17 protein-coding genes and 1 tRNA gene are annotated in these 14,924 nt (G+C 65.0%); 4 read left to right on the forward strand and 14 right to left on the reverse strand.

The window, feature by feature from the left end:
- Positions 1-182: 182 nt before the first annotated feature.
- Complete coding sequence (gene dcd / locus ACWEOE_RS01245; RefSeq protein WP_452002197.1) at positions 183-764, reverse strand: dCTP deaminase; 582 nt, start codon at positions 762-764, stop codon at positions 183-185.
- Positions 765-800: 36 nt separating this feature from the next.
- Positions 801-1,994, reverse strand: coding sequence for an oxygenase MpaB family protein (locus ACWEOE_RS01250; protein ID WP_452002199.1), 1,194 nt, complete (start codon positions 1,992-1,994; stop codon positions 801-803).
- Positions 1,995-2,114: 120 nt separating this feature from the next.
- Here ACWEOE_RS01250 and ACWEOE_RS01255 point away from each other — a divergent pair.
- A tRNA-Gly gene (locus tag ACWEOE_RS01255) sits at positions 2,115-2,185 on the forward strand.
- Between the two features lie 94 nt (positions 2,186-2,279).
- On the opposite strand, the gene ACWEOE_RS01260 is transcribed toward ACWEOE_RS01255, so the two are convergent.
- From ACWEOE_RS01260 to ACWEOE_RS01295, 8 genes are all read right to left on the reverse strand, one after another.
- Entirely contained in the window at positions 2,280-3,458 is a 1,179-nt protein-coding gene (locus ACWEOE_RS01260; RefSeq protein ID WP_452002202.1) for a tyrosine-type recombinase/integrase, read from the reverse strand.
- 1 nt (position 3,459) lies between these two features.
- Positions 3,460-3,678: an excisionase family DNA-binding protein gene (locus ACWEOE_RS01265; protein WP_452002205.1), complete on the reverse strand. Its 219-nt coding sequence runs from the start codon at positions 3,676-3,678 to the stop codon at positions 3,460-3,462.
- 17 nt (positions 3,679-3,695) lie between these two features.
- Positions 3,696-5,288 (reverse strand): replication initiator, encoded by a 1,593-nt coding sequence (locus ACWEOE_RS01270; RefSeq protein ID WP_452002208.1) that lies wholly within the window; start codon positions 5,286-5,288, stop codon positions 3,696-3,698.
- Entirely contained in the window at positions 5,288-5,674 is a 387-nt protein-coding gene (locus ACWEOE_RS01275; RefSeq protein WP_452002211.1) for a hypothetical protein, read from the reverse strand. The genes ACWEOE_RS01270 and ACWEOE_RS01275 overlap by 1 nt, the downstream gene beginning before the upstream one ends.
- On the reverse strand, positions 5,671-7,215 hold the full coding sequence (locus tag ACWEOE_RS01280) for an FtsK/SpoIIIE domain-containing protein (RefSeq protein WP_452002214.1): 1,545 nt from the start codon (positions 7,213-7,215) through the stop codon (positions 5,671-5,673). Before ACWEOE_RS01280 ends, ACWEOE_RS01275 begins: the two co-directional genes overlap by 4 nt.
- 313 nt (positions 7,216-7,528) lie before the next feature.
- Positions 7,529-7,777: an AMED_5909 family protein gene (locus tag ACWEOE_RS01285; protein ID WP_452002216.1), complete on the reverse strand. Its 249-nt coding sequence runs from the start codon at positions 7,775-7,777 to the stop codon at positions 7,529-7,531.
- Positions 7,761-8,006, reverse strand: coding sequence for a hypothetical protein (locus tag ACWEOE_RS01290; protein ID WP_452002219.1), 246 nt, complete (start codon positions 8,004-8,006; stop codon positions 7,761-7,763). The genes ACWEOE_RS01285 and ACWEOE_RS01290 overlap by 17 nt, the downstream gene beginning before the upstream one ends.
- Positions 8,007-8,282: 276 nt before the next feature.
- Entirely contained in the window at positions 8,283-8,735 is a 453-nt protein-coding gene (locus tag ACWEOE_RS01295; protein WP_452002222.1) for a hypothetical protein, read from the reverse strand.
- A gap of 183 nt (positions 8,736-8,918) precedes the next feature.
- On the opposite strand from ACWEOE_RS01295, the gene ACWEOE_RS01300 reads away from it, so the two are divergent.
- Together ACWEOE_RS01300 and ACWEOE_RS01305 are read left to right on the forward strand one after the other, a co-directional pair.
- Positions 8,919-9,686, forward strand: a complete 768-nt coding sequence (locus tag ACWEOE_RS01300; RefSeq protein WP_360598236.1) for a GntR family transcriptional regulator — start codon at positions 8,919-8,921, stop codon at positions 9,684-9,686.
- 15 nt (positions 9,687-9,701) lie between these two features.
- Complete coding sequence (locus ACWEOE_RS01305; protein ID WP_452002225.1) at positions 9,702-10,364, forward strand: YdcF family protein; 663 nt, start codon at positions 9,702-9,704, stop codon at positions 10,362-10,364.
- A gap of 33 nt (positions 10,365-10,397) precedes the next feature.
- Here ACWEOE_RS01305 and ACWEOE_RS01310 read toward each other — a convergent pair whose 3' ends face one another.
- The 4 genes from ACWEOE_RS01310 to ACWEOE_RS01325 form a co-directional block, all read right to left on the reverse strand.
- Positions 10,398-11,378 (reverse strand): hypothetical protein, encoded by a 981-nt coding sequence (locus ACWEOE_RS01310; protein ID WP_452002228.1) that lies wholly within the window; start codon positions 11,376-11,378, stop codon positions 10,398-10,400.
- Between the two features lie 777 nt (positions 11,379-12,155).
- Positions 12,156-12,983, reverse strand: coding sequence for a hypothetical protein (locus tag ACWEOE_RS01315; RefSeq protein ID WP_452002231.1), 828 nt, complete (start codon positions 12,981-12,983; stop codon positions 12,156-12,158).
- A 643-nt stretch (positions 12,984-13,626) separates the two neighbouring features.
- Positions 13,627-13,995 (reverse strand): hypothetical protein, encoded by a 369-nt coding sequence (locus ACWEOE_RS01320; RefSeq protein WP_452002234.1) that lies wholly within the window; start codon positions 13,993-13,995, stop codon positions 13,627-13,629.
- Between the two features lie 386 nt (positions 13,996-14,381).
- The gene (locus ACWEOE_RS01325; protein ID WP_452002237.1) at positions 14,382-14,624 is read right to left on the reverse strand and encodes a hypothetical protein; all 243 of its coding nucleotides are present in this window, start codon (positions 14,622-14,624) and stop codon (positions 14,382-14,384) included.
- Between ACWEOE_RS01325 and ACWEOE_RS01330 the strand changes: the two genes are divergently transcribed.
- Positions 14,623-14,895, forward strand: a complete 273-nt coding sequence (locus ACWEOE_RS01330) for a hypothetical protein (protein WP_452002240.1) — start codon at positions 14,623-14,625, stop codon at positions 14,893-14,895. The two genes, ACWEOE_RS01325 and ACWEOE_RS01330, sit on opposite strands and share 2 nt — an antisense overlap.
- Positions 14,896-14,924: the final 29 nt, after the last annotated feature.

Genomic DNA, 14,924 nt, shown 5'->3' on the forward strand with positions numbered 1-14,924 from the left:
GCATGGGCTCCTCGATGGTCGAGCGCTCGACCCTTATGGCACCTTCCGGCCGATCGTCGGGATCCAGCCGCTCGCGCGCGATCCGACCAACACCGTGATCGACGCCGGCCTGACCCGGGCGCGACCGGTAAGCGCCGCAGCTCACCACCAGCCGTTTCATGTGAAACCGCTCCGGGTGCGACCTAACGCCAGGTGTCCACGCGGTGGAAGTTCTTGTACGCCCGGCTCGGCGTCGGCCCGCGTTGGCCCTGGTAGCGCGAGCCGGCTTCCTTCGAGCCGTAGGGGAACTCCGCCGAGCTCGACAGGCGGAAGATGCACAGCTGCCCGATCTTCATGCCGGGCCACAGCGTGATCGGCAGGTTCGCGACGTTCGACAGCTCGAGCGTGATGTGCCCCGAGAAGCCCGGGTCGATGAACCCGGCGGTCGAGTGCGTCAGCAACCCCAGCCGCCCCAGCGACGACTTGCCTTCCAGGCGGCCGGCGAGGTCGTCGGCCAGCGTGACCAGCTCGTACGTCGAGCCGAGCACGAACTCGCCCGGGTGCAGCACGAAGGGCTCTTCGCCCTCCTTCTCGACCAGCGAGGTCAGCTCGTCCTGCTGCAGCTGCGGGTCGATGTGCGTGTACTTGCTGTTGTCGAACACCCGGAAGAACCGGTCCAACCGCACATCGATGCTCGACGGCTGCACCATCGCGGGGTCGAACGGATCGATCCCGAGGCGGTCGGCATCGAGCTCTTTGCGGAGGTCACGGTCACTGAGCAGCACGGATGAAGCGTAACGGGTGGATGGGGGCAGGCTGGATCAGGCAGCGCGTTCGTGGCTCCCGTTCAAGGTGCCCGCTTTGAACACCTCGTTCACCCGCTTCAGGTACCGCCTCCGGCCGAGCCCGCCGAGCAGCTCCTGCAATGCCGTCGCCCCGGGAATCAGGCGCCGCGCCGTCTCGGCCGCGAAGTTCACCCCCGCCACCGCGACAACCGCGGCCTGCGCCACCGGATCGTCCGGCAGCTCGAGGAAATCGGCGTTCTGCTTGCCGAGCACCAGACGGCTGATGGCGGAGTGGACCTGCACGTTCACGTGCGCCAGCACCTTGCCGCGGACACCGCGCCCCTCCCCGATCGCCGCATGGCTCTCGACGAGGGCCTTGGCCAGGCGCTTCGAGTCGTCGTCGGGAATGAACTCGGTCGCGGCGAGCAGCCAGAGCAGCCGCCAGGCGTCGTCCTCGTCCGCGGGCAGCAGCTCCTCGTCGACGCCCACCAGCCAGCCGATGTAGCGCCAGAGGTGCAGGATGTCGGCGCGTTCGCGCTCGGTGTAGCGCACGCCGAGCAGTTGTGTGCCGAAGACGTAGACCAGGGAAAAGAGGAGCAGCGTGCCCGCGGTCTGCACCTGGTTCACGGGCCGGTCCCAGCGCTCGTAGTCCCAGTCCTCGCGCCGGTTCATCGCGCGCCGCACGTGGGCGTGCACCACCCGGATCCGCACCGCCGCCTCATACCCCGCGGCTCCGCGCTCCATCGCCCCGGGCGTCGTGACGTCAATCCACCACGCCGCGGTCTCCACCAGCCTCTTCGTGGCCCGATACTCGATCTCCCCGGTCCCCACCAGCGCTTTCGTCGCCCGCGACGCCAGGTAGCCGCCCATCAACGACATGTCGCCCAGCGGAAACAACCCGAGCAGCCCCGCACGCGTGATCGCCCGCGCCCCCCGCGTGAGCTTCGCCCGATCCACCCAGTACGGCGTCGCTTCGATAGTCCGGATGAACTCCCGCAGCTCAGGGCTGGTTCTTGCGGTCACGCCGTGCGCCAACGCCCGCTCGAACTCGACGTGGTTGCCGGCCTCCCGGCCGAGCCACTCCACCAACGCGTCCGCCGGCGCGTCCTGCCGCTGCGCAAACTCGCGCAACCGCCGCACCTGCTCCTCACCGGCCCGCAGCCCCTCGACCCCGCGCAACCGCGCGACCAGCCGAAACCCGCCCTGCCGGAACAACACCGGGTCGTCCACCACATCCACCTCCGGCGCCGCCACCGTCGGACAACAAGTGTTGTCACTTGCCCCCGCCGGCGTCAACCCACGCCCCACTGGACACACCGACCCCGCGCCCGTGTAAGCTGGCTGGGCACTGCGGATGTAGTTCAATGGTAGAACATCAGCTTCCCAAGCTGAATACGCGGGTTCGATTCCCGTCATCCGCTCTCTTGCAAGAGCCCCAGGTCACAGGTTGTCTACTGTGGACCTGGGGCTTTTGTTTTGCCGCTCTGCCATTTCTCACGTGCCATTAATGTGCCATTAGCCGACCGGAACCGGTTGGCCGTCGTCACCCTCGTCGTCCTCCGGCGTGGCGCCCTTCCGATGCCGGTCGACAAGCTTGGACAGCCGGTCCGCGATCTGCTGGTCGGCGTCGCTGGTCGCCCGCTGGTAGATCAGGGCCGCCCGCATGTCGTCGTGCCCCATGCGCGCCATCAGATCTTTAGTCGAGGTGCCGGCCTTGGACGCCCAGATGTTCCCGGCGTGCCGCAGGTCGTGGAAGTGCAGCCCCTTCAGTCCCATCTTCTCCACGACCTCCGTCCACCGGGTCCGCTGGCTGAAGTTCGGCCGGCGGACAGCGTGCCCAGCCCGCTCACCCGTGAAGAGCAGCGCATCCTGCGGCGGTTTGACCCAGGTCTTGAGGTGCTGGAGCAGATCAGGCCGGACCGCCGCCGGAATGATCACCGTCCGCACCCCCGCCCTCGACTTGGGCGGGCCGACGACGAGCCCACGGCCGGGAACCTCGACCATCGCTCGGGTCACCCGGACCCACGCCGCATCCTCGGCGACGTCGCACCGACGCAGGGCTGTCACCTCACCCCAGCGCAACGAACCGAACGCGGCGAGTAGCACCAGGGCGCGGAACCGCTCCGGCATGCGACTGGCCAAGTCGAACACCTGCGGCACGGTGAGCACCGGTCGTTCGTCAGGGTTCTCCCGATCTGCGCCCCGAACGCGGCAGGGGTTGCGCATGAGGATCTTGTCTTCGTCCACCGCCGTGTTCAAGATCGCCCGCAGCAAGCGGTACGACTTGGCCGTCACCGTCTCCGAGACGCCCGCCGCCAACCGGTCCGACCGCCACTGCCTCACCAGCGCTGGCGAGAGCTTGCCCAACTCGACCAAACCAAGACCGGGGTCGATGTGCTTGCGCAGCAACCACTTGTACAGCTCGACCGTGCGCGGACGCAGGCCCGGTCGCTCAGTGATCCACTGGTCCGCATAGTCGCGGAGCTTGCGCTTTGCCCGTTCTGGGTCGGTCCATTCACCGTGCGCGATCTGCGTTTCGACCTCGGACAGCCAACGTTCCGCCGTCCGCTTCGTGTCGAAGGTGTTGGGCGCCGTCCTCGTGATGCCATCCGGCCCGGGATATCGGGCCTGCCAGCGGCCCGACGGCAGTTGCCGAACACTTCCGAATCCTCGGTGCCCGTGTTTGTTCGCCATTTCAGGCCGCCTTTCCCAGATCCCGACGGACCGAAGCGCGGGTGATCGGCTCAACCCGTCCCAACTGCATGAATTCCTCCAGATCGGCCACCGCCAGCCGTACGTGTGCGCCGGCCTTGTGGAAGGCGATCCGTCGTTCCGCGATGAGCCGCCGCACGAAGCGGACGCCGGTGTTCAGGTACTCGGCCGCCTCGTCGACCGTCAGGTACTTCGTCTCCATCCGTTCCCCCTTCCGGATCAGGCCGCTTGCCGAGTTGCCGAAGTTTCCGGCGGCCCCGCTGCGAGTAGCGCCCGGTCGTACTCGGCCTTCCACGTGATCCGTTCGGCGATGGCGCGCATGACCAGGTGATCCCGAGGTGGGACGTGGGCGTCGGTGGACTCAACCTTGCGCCAGACAAGCCGGGCCGGATCGGGTTCTGGCTTCTCGATCCCGACGACCGCGAGGGCTTGCTTCACGAACGCCTTGCGGTCGGCCTTGTGGTCCACGAGCGTCTTGCCCGACCACTTCCGCGACACCAGCACCCGGCGCCCAGGAAGTCCGAGCGTGGTCCGCCGATGGGCGCGCCCCTTGCAGTGCCCGGGCGTCATCTTGCCGTTGGCGCCCTTGGGTTGGATGCCGTAGAGCAGCCAGACCGCGCAGCGCGGCGAGCACGGGGTGACGGCGAGCTCGGCGTGAAGACGGTCGTGATGAGCGACTTGGGCCGCGCCGTTTGCCTCGACGACCTCGCCCGTGGACTTGGTGAGGTACTTCGTCAAGTAGCCGATGTGGCGGCCGGCCTCTTCGGTGCCGCCGAGGATGCCCTTGGAATGCACCTGCCGCCCGAACGTCACCACGTGCGCCGGTTCCTCGACCTCGTCCACGGCGTCATCCCAGGTCGTCAGTGGTCGCCGTGTCTCCGGATCGACAAAGCCTCGCTCCGGCCCGTCCCAGCTGGGCACGCGGTCGGTGTAGACGAGCTGGTCGTGATTGGGCCACCAGACCTGGTGATACGTCGCCTCCGTGACCATGCGGATGGTCTCGTGCGAGATCGAACCGCGGAGCGCGGTGTGCAGGTGCGGCGCCGTCCGCTTCTGCGGCTCAACCGTCGCGAAGTACTGCACGTCCCAGCCCACGACCCGGCGCAGGTTCTGCCACCACCGGTCCACGAGCGCGGAGAAGTGCACCGCGTCCCGAGCTGCCCGGCGATAGTCGTACGTCGACGGGTCGACCGGTGTGCCGTCCGAGCGCACCCGGCCGTAGGTGTCGCAGGTGAGCGTGACGAACATCGACGGCCGGAACTTGCCCGCGAACTCCCTGCCCACGGTGGTCTTGGCGACCTTCTTCCGAGGCAGGTTGGGCGCGTCCTGGCGACGCTTCGTCGAGCGCTTCACCGGCTTCTTCGTGGGCGGGTCAAGCGACGGCAGACGGCCCCGAACCCCGAGTTGCCGAAGTTCTTCATCCACCCCGGCGACCTCCGCGTGCACCTCCTCCGCCTCGGCCGGATCGTGTTCCAAAACCTCCCGGTAGGCCGCAACGAGATCAGCGCGGTACGTCAGTAGTTCCTTCTGGTCCTCGGTGGGGTCCTCGGAGGTTAGGTCGGGTTCTTCGGTCATGTGCCAGCCCTCGCGGCACTGAACCTGCCGAAGCGCCTTGGCCTTTCGTGCGCAAGGCAGGCACACCGATTCCACAGTGGATCCGCAGGGGACGGGGACGTATTGCAGCTCCCCGGTTTCCTTGTCGCCGACTTCCATCGTGAACGGTCGAACGCACACACCGTGCTTCTCCGCCGTCGCCTTGATGACGTCTGCCGCGAGGGGTTGGCGCAGTCGTTCAGCGCGAGTTTCGGCCATCAGGCAGCCACCTCCCCGGCGTCAGCCCAGCCCCGGAGGACGAAGATGGGCATGTCTTGGCGAACGCCTTCCGGCAGATCCGGGAACGTCACCTTGTCGAACGGCACCCCGCCGTAGACCTGCACCGGGACGCCGCACGGAGTCCGACCGTTGATGACGAGGTGGACCCGGCCGCTCGAACGAGGTCGCCAGATCATGGCCGCTATCTCGTCGAGGGTCGAGACCCACCGCAGGAGGCCGGCCGCGACCCCCGACAGGTCGGTCACATCGAGCTGGACGACGAGCGGATCGGACCAGGCGGTGACGGTCACCGACGCCGCTGGCGGCAAATGGTGCAAGTCCAAGTGGTCGCGGACCGCATCGAGGAAGACCATCAGCCGGTTCATGCAGCCACCCCCATCCCACGGGCGCCCAGATCTGCACGACCGCCGTTGGTGACGTACTGCTCCAGTGCCTTGACCGTCTCGTCTGACACCCAGCCGGCACGGACCCGCAGGGGTTCGCGGATGCCCTCGCCCCACACGTAGCCCACGCCCGCCTCGGAATCGCCGATGCGGTTGGCCCAGGCACCGCGCTCGTACGCGCCGTCGCCGAGGACCATGCCCACGTGGGTCTTCGAGGTGACTCGCAGGCACACGCGCCGGGTGAACAGCTCCCGGACCGGGACCGTGTCCTTAGTGGGTTCCTGGACGTAGCCGCGGACCGACATGCCCAGCGCCCGACCTTGTGTGGTCAGCAGGGCCACGCGCTCCACGATGGCGTCACGGGTCTTGCGGTCGGTGTACTTGGTCAGCGCCCCGATCTCGTCGAATTCCAGCAGCTCCAACGGGTACTCGGTCGATACAGGGATCGTGCGGACTCGCCCGGCGAAGGCCCGCTTACGCGACTCCATCTCGTCCACCAGGCCGTCCAGGACCTCCAACGCATCCTTGCCGCTCACGGCGTAGCGGGAGAAGATCCCACGCCCGTAGGCCAGCTCCATCCCCTTGGGATCGATGCCGGACATGCGGACGACGCCGGAGCGGATCGCCGAGGCAGCCGCGACGAGCGGGCACCACATCACCGAGTTCTTCCCCGCACCCGAGGCGCCAGCCGTGAGCGTGTGGGCCCCGGAGCCGAGCAGCGGGATGCGCCAGGCCTTCCCGTATTCCGTGCGCCCTGCCCACACGTTGCGCAGATCAACCCCGCCGGACTCGACTCCCTCCGGCAACGGCGGGCAGTGCACGAGCGACGAGAGCCGGTCGTGACGCTGGAAATCGATGGAGACGACGTTCGGCGCGACCTCCCGCACCTGGCACCGCGCGACTTTGCGAGCCACCGCCAGCGCGCGGGCCGCCTCGTCGAAGTCCTCCGGCTTCTGGCCGGCCACGAGCTCCACCCGCACCTCATCCCACGAGGCACCCGACCGAACCTTGCGCACCTTCGGAATCCGCGTTGCGGCCGGAGACGTCGAGCGACTGGCTTTACGTCCGAGGAGGTTGACATCCACCACGACCGGCAACGAACCGTCACGCACCGACAGGCCGCAGGCGTGCAGCCACGCCGGAAGCTTGCGGTTGTACATCCACCACCGCGCCCACCACGAGCGCAGGAACCGCCAGCACCGCTGGTCGAACGACATCGTGTCGATCAACCGCCAGGCGCCGAGCACAAGCGTGACACCACCGAGCACCGCAGCGAGCGACACCCAGCCCAGCACCGCACACCACGCGAGCACGGCCACCACGGCGAGCCTGGTCCGCCACCGCGTCGCGAGCTGCGCGAGTGCCCAGACGATGGCCTTGCACACCCACCAGAGCGCGATGAAGACCACCGCAGCCGCCGCCAGGGCTTCCGCCACCGACGCCAGCGCACGGCCGACCTTGTGCAACACCCACACACCGACGCCGAGCGCCGCCATTGCCACGACTACGAATCCGGCCGACATCAGCGACCACCTCGCGGCGTGAGGTTCAAGGGGAGCATTCCCGAGCACGTTGCACACTTCGTCTCGCCGGGAAGCAGCTTCGCGAATCGCTTGCAGGAGCAGCAACGCGTCCGGGTGACCCCCGTTGACACGCGCCGATTACCATCGTTTAGCGTTGTCATTGTTCACTTCCGCTGGTTGTGGACGGCGCAGGAGCGGCATGGTTGGTAGCCGGTTTCCGCTTCTGCGCCTTACGTTTCACACCACCGCATGAGGGCGCGCTTCAGCGCCGCACGTCCTCACGCGCGTTCTTGGTTTCTTCCTCTACAAAGGACTAACGACGCTCCGTCTTGTCCTCCTGAATCCGCTCGGACACAGTGGCCGCTTGACGTTCCTCAAAGCCGGCCCAGTAGTTGGCTTCGTGGTGGTGCCAGCGGTCCGCACCTGCGACGGCGCGATACATGCGCGCGTTCGCCTGGTGGAAAGCCAGCCACGCCGAGGCGTTCGCACCCGATGGAGGTCGACGGGCGTTGGCGACGTCGTGAGCTTCGAGCAACGTTGTCGGCTCAGCGGTCGTGGTCATGTTCCTGGCCTCCCTGCGCGTCGAGCGCTGCCGCCAGCTGGTCCGCCCCGTCGCGCAGCTGGCGAAGGAACTCCGTGAACCTCGGCCACTGAGCCGGATCGTTCGGCGGAGCGATCGCCAGGCTGTCCGGGGCGAGGTACAGCACCAGCCCCGGGAGCGGTGTCGAACCAAGCTGATGCATCCCGGCGACCGCTTCCGCTCCCGGGGTCCAGGTCGCGTTGAACGCCACCGTCGAGTCCTTCCTGTTGCTGCCAATACCGTGCTTGGTCCTCGAACGCCTCGGCGGCCGACTCCACTGCTGCGAGGAGCCACCACTCCAAGTCGTCCCGGTTGTTTGCGAGCGCCCGCCAAGCCGAAGCGACCGACCACGACGCGTCCGCCATCGCGGAAGCCCCACCGTGGTCTCCCCGGCCCACCCGAGCCGCGAACTCCGACGCAGCGCCGTACCGGCGGTAGGCGTGCTCCCACGCCTGCACCAAGTCGACCCCGGCGGGGACCCGCTTCATCACGCCGCCTTCTGCGCCGACTCAGTCGAGGTGTTGCGAGCCGGCTTCGCCGAGCTGACAGAGGCCTTGAAGCCCGTCGCGCGGAAGGCGTAGGACTGGTACTTGAACTCCCCGTTCCCGGCCACGCGGGGTTCAGCGGTGAGCCCTTCCAGCTCGATCGGTCGCATGCCGGGCAGAGCCTCGGACGTCGTCGGCACCGGCTGAACGTCGGCCAGGAACGTCACGTCAAACGACGCACGCTTGGAGTTGGTCTCGTTCGGGTCGGTGACCGTCGCCTTCCACTGCCGCTTGCCCGTGGTCTCGTCCACGCGTTGGCGAGCCGGCCGACCCGCCGCCCGGTCCTCCCGCGACTGATACTCGTTGTCCGGCGCGACCTCGCCGACCAGCACCAGGCCGAGCGGGAAAGCCTCGTCGAAGTCGATCGCGAACCGGTGTCCCTTGCTGATCGCCATGGTGGTTGCCCCTTCTGTCGTCATGTCTGGTCTCTGGGGTCCCTGTGGGACCGCTCTCCCCGTTAGAAGTAGTTCTATTAGAGGCTGCGACGATCAACTTGTCAATAGAACTATCTCTAACCCGCTCAGTAGACCATGATGAGCCGATACCGCTAGCGTTATCGACCGACAGAGGAGGACCACGTGGGCACTGGGTACCGCGACCTGGCCGCGAGCCTGCGCGACGCGATCCAGCGGGGCGACTACGCCCCGGACTCGACGCTGCCGAAGCAAGAGGAGCTGGCCGAGGAGTACGGCGTCAACGTCAACACGGTCCGCAAAGCCGTCGGCGTCCTGGAGGCCGAAGGGCTGGTGACACCGATCCGCCGACGCGGCACCGTCGTTCGCGCCCGCCCGCCGATGAAGCGCCTCGGCACCGACCGCTACGCCAAGAGCAAGTGGAAGTACGGCGACACGGTGGCGTTCATCGCCGACCGCGAAGCGTCCGGCCGCGAGTGGAAGCCCACCGACCAGACGCAGACCGTCTCAAAGGTCGAGGCCGACAAGGAGATCGCCGAAGCCCTGGGTGTCGACGTCGGCTCACTCGTCTACGAGCGCGCGCGTCTGGTCAAAGACGCCGGCCACCCCACGCACACCCTCTCCAGCTACTACCGGCCCGAAGACGTCGAGGGCACTCGCCTCGTCGACGACACCCCAGGACCAGCCGGCCGAGGCGGTGGCTTCCTCGTCCTCACCCTCCAGGGCCTCGAACCCGACACGATCAGCGAGACCTTCTACTCACGCATGCCCACGCCCGGCGAGATCGAGACGCTGGAACTCCCGGCCGGCGAGCCCGTCATGGTCCTGCAGCGCCGCACGTTCACCGCAGACGGCCGGGTCGTCGAGTTCGCGCGTGGCGTCCACGCCGCGAGCCGTTTCTCCTGGTCGTATACGTTCAAGCTCCCCGACTGATCCCGGAGTCCATGCATGCCCGAGCACTCGACCACCCTGCCGGACAGCCTCCGCGCCGACGTCCAAACGCTCTGGGACTACCACGACATGCACCACGAACTCCGGCCCACCGATGTCGGGATCGGCTTGGGGAGCCACGATCTCGGCGTCGCGACGTATACGGCAGAGCTGTACCACAAGGGGTACTTCCCGCGGATTGTCTTCACTGGAGCCAACGCACCGACGACTGTCGAGCGGTTCCCGCGTGGGGAGGCCGTGCACTACCGGGAGCACGCGTTGGAACTGGGGGTCCCCGATGACGCGATCCTGGTCGAGCCGGAGGCGCGGAACACCGGGGACAACATCACGTTGAGCCGTCAGCTGCTGGAGAAGGAGGGGATCGAGGCCACGTCGGTCACGCTGATCTCGCGCCCGTACCAGCAGCGCCGTGCCTATGCGACGTGCGAGAAACTTTGGCCCGAAGTCGACGTTATCTGCGCGTCTCGACCCCTGCCCCTCGACGAGTACATCAAGAGCATCGGCGACGTGGACCGCATCATCAACATGCTCGTCGGCGACACGCAGCGGATTTCTCTGTATGCCGAGCGTGGATTTGCCGCGCCTCAGGCGGTCCCGGACAGCGTAGAGCACGCGTATCGCAATCTTATTTCGATGGGTTTCGTCAGTCGGATTATCTGACGTCCAGCAAGTTGCGAGTTGGCCGCATCGTGTTTAGCTACACAACCGTCGTGCTGGCGCAATGAGATCGACGGTCCATGTGTCGACGCCGATTTTGCTTCGGGCGCGAACTTGGCCTGACTTTCCGGCAGGGTCCCGAACATTCTTGGCGACACCTGTCAACGTTGTACCAGTTCTTCGTATTGCGGTGGATTTTGCTATCTGTTCGGGCGATGCAGTTATGTAGGCACTGTCTGCTAATGTGCAAATGCGCGTAACGTCTTCTGGCGACGGTCGTGGTGTCACGCCAGCTCGGTACGGCGCCAGCAACGCCAACGGGGTTTCCGTCAGTAGGTCGCTCCACACTCCGTCATGATGAGCGTTTGGCGCGCCATGGTGCGGGACCTTGTATACAGATGCTTTCCGCTTGGGTTTGAATCCGTCGAGAATTGCACTCCATCCACATTTTTTAGGGCCCTTCAAAAGGTCGGCGCCAAGTAGAATATCTTTGTCGCCCGCCGTGACCCATAAAGCAACCGCTAGTTCGTTTGGATCGGCAGATGTCAAGATTTGGCGGTCGTTTGCCTGAGCAAAACCCTTGGCCATAGCTTTAATGGACCGAGTCACGGCTTCATCAGAAGGGGAAAGTGCTTGCACGGAAGCGAAGGGGCCATTAGCATGAGTGGCCTCCAGCAGAACTCGACCGTCGTACGCCCGCCTCATGGGAGTCGAGTTTCGACGCCTACCACGGTCTTCAACTATTTCGAATACCTTTCGATACTCCCTTCGAATACTACTTCTAAGTAGTTTCTCCGTTTCCCTGTCAATTTCGATTGTAGCCATAAACTCTTCCGATGTTAAAGCGGAAGATCCCACAAATAAAGCAGACTCACTCTTCCGTAAAATATCAGAAATTCCTGCAATATGGTCGTCGTGCGCATGGGTCCCAACCACCATCTTCACGGCGGTTGCCATGTTAACGCCTATTTGCTCGAAGTATTCGATAACGGGATTCTTGTGGTTCGATTGGTCCACGCATGAGTCGACTACTATCCATTGCTCATGACCTAGGTGGACGGCGACGGACTCGCCTTTTCCGGGCCCAAATATCGATACTTCAATGACGTCTTCATCTGGTGGGCTAGTCGACATACTTGTTGAATTCACGCGACCGTCTCGCAGCTCGCTGTTTGATTCGATTCAGTTCATCTTCAGTCCACCGACCCACTCGCTTTAGTCGCAGAGCTGAAGTTCGCGTAGGTGGCCCGCCGGCTTCAGTGATGGTACGAACAGTCACATAGAACATGTCCCCAGGCTGCAATTCCTTGGGGTCGATCTCAGTCGCGAGCTGCGAGACATCGAAATCTGCATGGACGACTGGTCCAGAATGTTCTAATGGTGCAAGTTCCGCCTCGAATACCTCGCCATCAATACGGAGGACGCGACCCTCCCATTTCTGCATTCCCGTAACATTGAAATGAGTGACAGGTTCTGAGCTGGTGTCACGTGCATGAACAAGAAAATTCCGCAAGGTACGGATTCGTTCTGCTGCGGGTTCTTCTACGGTTCCGCTGTGGCTCGAATTTTCGGTTAGGACTCCACTGGGGCCGGAAGGCAAGATCCGCTGCAGTGCTTTGCGGACCGCAATGCGGCTAACTCGAACCTGGCGCGTCGCGTCCTGGGCGAGCTCATTCTTGCGCTCAAGCAGCCAGGTGTCTTCTTCTTGCTTAGCCGGGGAGTTTGAGCTAGGTGAAGTGCCGACACTTCTCAGCAACGCTGAGCTGATTGACTTAGTCGGTACCAAGGCTCCCATTACACTTCACCCATCTTCTTGGAGATCTTACTAAGCACATTCCTTGCTCGGGTCATTGCTTGACCCCACTCGGAACCGAGAATATCGATAGCTAGATCTCGCTTGGATAATGAAGGTTCAAGTGGCTGTTGGACTATTTTTTGCAACTGGGCCCGACTCTTCGGCGTATCACTGCTTCTGTTAAGACTGAAATGATCGTTGTGGGCGAAGAATACGCCATTTTCGATCAAATTGGAGGTCTCAACTGTAACCTGAATTTGTCCGGCATGTGAGTCTTGGCGCGCGCCAATCATTGTAATGCTTCTCATGCCAGACAACTCAAGAAATCCGTTCCAAAATTCCTTTGGGGTCAACGAATCGCCGAACGCGTGCCAGTGCTCGAAATCGCTAGCTACGAAATGAATATTTGTGTTGATGCCCAGTGCGGCGACAGGAGTTACGGTAAGAGTGCTCAGAATCCCCACGACCAGATCGCGCAAGCGCTCAGACTCGCCGGGGTCCGTGGTTGATGCTTGAATTCCATCGGCGGTGACCTGAAGGTTTAGCCATCCGGCCCGGAATGACGCTAGCTCCGAAGCGATAACTTGAACTTCAGCGGCGTCGAACTCCCCAGGCCCGATCAGCTGCTGCATGAGAAGCCAGCTCGGAGAAAACAGAGCAGGGCTGAATATGCCCTTCACGACGATGGTGGTGTCCTCGGCAGCCACTTTGGGAACAGCCACCTGAGATGCCTCCGTTCGCTGGCTGTGTGCAGAGCGTCGCCGCGGCGCTGGTGCCGTGATGACGTCAGTCATTGCCATCTTGCCACATTGCACGAACTTGGTCATCCCACTGTTTGCACTGGTCAGCGCGCTGATCGCCGTATGGATGCCCTCAGACTCTGCTGCCGAACTTGGCTCTAGGGGATCAAGTGGGCGCCGCCGTCGGCGGCGCGCCGGTGCGGTATGTAGCCCCTCACGTGGGCGACCGCACCCGCTCCGGCACGGCGGGCTGCCGCTCCGCTTCGCCCACCGGCCGGGCGGCGCGGTCGCCAGTGGGGCGCGTGCGTAGCGCCGCTCACCGACGGCGCGCATGCGCCACAGAGTCAGGGCCGGAGGAGCCTCCCCATCGAGAGCCATGCCGTCACGGTCGCTCTCAGAGCCGCGAGCGTTACGCACGGAGGTCGCCAGTCTCCACCCCGAAGCCGGATCGTGACAACGGCCGGCGACACCGCGTCAAGGCGGGAAAGCGTGCCTTGACCCGGCACCACCGGCCGCGTGCGGGCTTCGTATCGGGGTGAAGGGAGGGGAGTGGGTAGGCGGCGGCGTGCCATTGCCGTGCCATTCAGGCCGGTCAACCACGGTCAACGGCGGCCGACCGCAGGTAGCCCGGTCCCCAGGTCAGAGCCACTATCGGCCATGATCACCCTGGTTCCCAAGCTGAATACGCGGGTTCGATTCCCGTCATCCGCTCCAAGAATTGTTGTACTCCTCAGGGCCATTTCAGCCCAGGCAGTTGTGCGGACACCACTTCCGCCAAGTCACGCAACTTGTTGTCCTCCTGGGACTCATTCAGCGTGCGAAGCACCGACAGCATTAGCGCCCATTGCCGGGGTTCCAGCATCATGGTGACGATCTCGTCCCGTGGCGGCCATCCCAGCGAGTCCTTGCGACTGTCGTCGAACGATCTCGTCCAGGCCCAGCCCGCCTCGCGGATGCTTTGGGCCGCCTGCACGTCCCTGGCCCATGCGCCGTCGTCGATGCGGGCGTAGACCTCGGTTTCGAGGGCCCAATTGATGAGGAGCCATTGGCCCACCGTGACACGGACCGGCCCGATTCTTCGCTGCCCAATGGTTCGCATGCCGCGATCTTGGTGGGAGGTTCAGCGGCGAGTCAACGGCATGCACAGTCACCGATTCGATTTACCGTGATCACCGTCGGCCAGTCGATCAAGCGCCGACCGCAGAAACGCGTCGCGGCGGGAAGTGAGCGTGGCAGCGGTGAGGTCGGAGCGGCCCTGGTCATGGATGGCGGGGAGCCAAGGCGCCAGCTGCGGAGGTGTGCTGAGCGCCGCGACCACGTCCTAGTACGGCAGGTCCGATGCGCGGCGACCGGTGCGATGCGCCCAGCCCGAGAGAACAACAGCCGCCGCGGGGGTGCCGAACATGAGTGCGGCGTCCAGGCGAAGGGAGGCGAGGTCGAGGCTCGGGTGACCGGCGCCGGCGCAGTCCCAGTCGAGGACGGCGGTCAGGGTGGTTCCGGGACGTGGGCCGCGGTGGCCAGCCGGAGGGCAGTGGCCTCGGTGGCCAGGGCGGAGCCGGTACGGAGCACCGCCGAGGAGCCGTCGGTGAACTGCAGCAGCCACGGGGCGCCGCCTTCGCGGAGGCCGCGGTGGCGGGACACGCGCTTTCCGACAGTTGCTTCCGACCACGTGATCGCGTCGTCGAAGGCCATGTCGCAGCAGCCGGACTCCAGGGACAATGGCCCCATGCGGCTCAGCGACCTGATCACCGAGCTCCTCGAGATCCTGCGCAGCGGCGAGCAGGACGTCACCTGGAGCAGCTACGCCTCCGTCGACGACGCAATCACAGAGCTCGAGGACCTGCGGCACAGGATCAGCGAGCCGGAAGCCCGGCAACGGCTCAGGTTCCTGTGCCTGCCCACCGGCGCCCTCGAGGAGATCGCGATTTCCAGTGGCTGGGCGAAGGAATGGCTCAGGCTCGTCAACGAGGAGTACCGCTCCGAAATCTATCCACAATAGACGTTCCGGTAGGGCACATGCCCAGAAGC

This window comes from Amycolatopsis sp. NPDC004368 (assembly GCF_053602515.1).

Bases quoted from the DNA above. Each gene is read 5' to 3' on its own strand.
- ACWEOE_RS01305 (WP_452002225.1), top strand. From the start codon at position 9,702: ATGCCCGAGCACTCGACCACCCTGCCGGACAGCCTCCGCGCCGACGTC.
- ACWEOE_RS01270 (WP_452002208.1), bottom strand. From the start codon at position 5,288: ATGGCCGAAACTCGCGCTGAACGACTGCGCCAACCCCTCGCGGCAGAC.
- ACWEOE_RS01275 (WP_452002211.1), bottom strand. From the start codon at position 5,674: ATGAACCGGCTGATGGTCTTCCTCGATGCGGTCCGCGACCACTTGGAC.
- ACWEOE_RS01295 (WP_452002222.1), bottom strand. From the start codon at position 8,735: ATGGCGATCAGCAAGGGACACCGGTTCGCGATCGACTTCGACGAGGCT.
- ACWEOE_RS01260 (WP_452002202.1), bottom strand. From the start codon at position 3,458: ATGGCGAACAAACACGGGCACCGAGGATTCGGAAGTGTTCGGCAACTG.
- ACWEOE_RS01285 (WP_452002216.1), bottom strand. From the start codon at position 7,777: ATGACCACGACCGCTGAGCCGACAACGTTGCTCGAAGCTCACGACGTC.
- ACWEOE_RS01330 (WP_452002240.1), top strand. From the start codon at position 14,623: ATGCGGCTCAGCGACCTGATCACCGAGCTCCTCGAGATCCTGCGCAGC.
- ACWEOE_RS01320 (WP_452002234.1), bottom strand. From the start codon at position 13,995: ATGCGAACCATTGGGCAGCGAAGAATCGGGCCGGTCCGTGTCACGGTG.
- ACWEOE_RS01315 (WP_452002231.1), bottom strand. From the start codon at position 12,983: ATGACCAAGTTCGTGCAATGTGGCAAGATGGCAATGACTGACGTCATC.
- ACWEOE_RS01325 (WP_452002237.1), bottom strand. From the start codon at position 14,624: ATGGGGCCATTGTCCCTGGAGTCCGGCTGCTGCGACATGGCCTTCGAC.
- ACWEOE_RS01280 (WP_452002214.1), bottom strand. From the start codon at position 7,215: ATGTCGGCCGGATTCGTAGTCGTGGCAATGGCGGCGCTCGGCGTCGGT.
- ACWEOE_RS01265 (WP_452002205.1), bottom strand. From the start codon at position 3,678: ATGGAGACGAAGTACCTGACGGTCGACGAGGCGGCCGAGTACCTGAAC.